The sequence below is a fragment of the Escherichia sp. E1V33 genome (genome assembly GCF_004211955.1).
Taxonomy (GTDB): Bacteria; Pseudomonadota; Gammaproteobacteria; order Enterobacterales; family Enterobacteriaceae; genus Escherichia.
Map to the genome: position 1 here is coordinate 1 of NZ_RHJI01000053.1, position 1,702 is coordinate 1,702.

Consider the following 1,702-nt stretch of genomic DNA (forward strand, 5'->3'; position numbering starts at 1 on the left):
ACGCTTCTTTAAGGTAAGGAGGTGATCCAACCGCAGGTTCCCCTACGGTTACCTTGTTACGACTTCACCCCAGTCATGAATCACAAAGTGGTAAGCGCCCTCCCGAAGGTTAAGCTACCTACTTCTTTTGCAACCCACTCCCATGGTGTGACGGGCGGTGTGTACAAGGCCCGGGAACGTATTCACCGTGGCATTCTGATCCACGATTACTAGCGATTCCGACTTCATGGAGTCGAGTTGCAGACTCCAATCCGGACTACGACGCACTTTATGAGGTCCGCTTGCTCTCGCGAGGTCGCTTCTCTTTGTATGCGCCATTGTAGCACGTGTGTAGCCCTGGTCGTAAGGGCCATGATGACTTGACGTCATCCCCACCTTCCTCCAGTTTATCACTGGCAGTCTCCTTTGAGTTCCCGGCCGGACCGCTGGCAACAAAGGATAAGGGTTGCGCTCGTTGCGGGACTTAACCCAACATTTCACAACACGAGCTGACGACAGCCATGCAGCACCTGTCTCACAGTTCCCGAAGGCACCAATCCATCTCTGGAAAGTTCTGTGGATGTCAAGACCAGGTAAGGTTCTTCGCGTTGCATCGAATTAAACCACATGCTCCACCGCTTGTGCGGGCCCCCGTCAATTCATTTGAGTTTTAACCTTGCGGCCGTACTCCCCAGGCGGTCGACTTAACGCGTTAGCTCCGGAAGCCACGCCTCAAGGGCACAACCTCCAAGTCGACATCGTTTACGGCGTGGACTACCAGGGTATCTAATCCTGTTTGCTCCCCACGCTTTCGCACCTGAGCGTCAGTCTTCGTCCAGGGGGCCGCCTTCGCCACCGGTATTCCTCCAGATCTCTACGCATTTCACCGCTACACCTGGAATTCTACCCCCCTCTACGAGACTCAAGCTTGCCAGTATCAGATGCAGTTCCCAGGTTGAGCCCGGGGATTTCACATCTGACTTAACAAACCGCCTGCGTGCGCTTTACGCCCAGTAATTCCGATTAACGCTTGCACCCTCCGTATTACCGCGGCTGCTGGCACGGAGTTAGCCGGTGCTTCTTCTGCGGGTAACGTCAATGAGCAAAGGTATTAACTTTACTCCCTTCCTCCCCGCTGAAAGTACTTTACAACCCGAAGGCCTTCTTCATACACGCGGCATGGCTGCATCAGGCTTGCGCCCATTGTGCAATATTCCCCACTGCTGCCTCCCGTAGGAGTCTGGACCGTGTCTCAGTTCCAGTGTGGCTGGTCATCCTCTCAGACCAGCTAGGGATCGTCGCCTAGGTGAGCCGTTACCCCACCTACTAGCTAATCCCATCTGGGCACATCCGATGGCAAGAGGCCCGAAGGTCCCCCTCTTTGGTCTTGCGACGTTATGCGGTATTAGCTACCGTTTCCAGTAGTTATCCCCCTCCATCAGGCAGTTTCCCAGACATTACTCACCCGTCCGCCACTCGTCAGCGAAGCAGCAAGCTGCTTCCTGTTACCGTTCGACTTGCATGTGTTAGGCCTGCCGCCAGCGTTCAATCTGAGCCATGATCAAACTCTTCAATTTAAAAGTTTGATGCTCAAAGAATTAAACTTCGTAATGAATTACGTGTTCACTCTTGAGACTTGGTATTCATTTTTCGTCTTGCGACGTTAAGAATCCGTATCTTCGAGTGCCCACACAGATTGTCTGATAAATTGTTAAAGAGCAGT

The 1,702-nt window shown here is 52.9% G+C and carries 1 rRNA gene; it reads right to left on the reverse strand.

Annotated elements, in window-relative coordinates:
* Positions 1-14: 14 nt before the first annotated feature.
* Positions 15-1,556 (reverse strand): 16S ribosomal RNA (locus D9742_RS22870).
* Between the last annotated feature and the right edge of the window lie 146 nt (positions 1,557-1,702).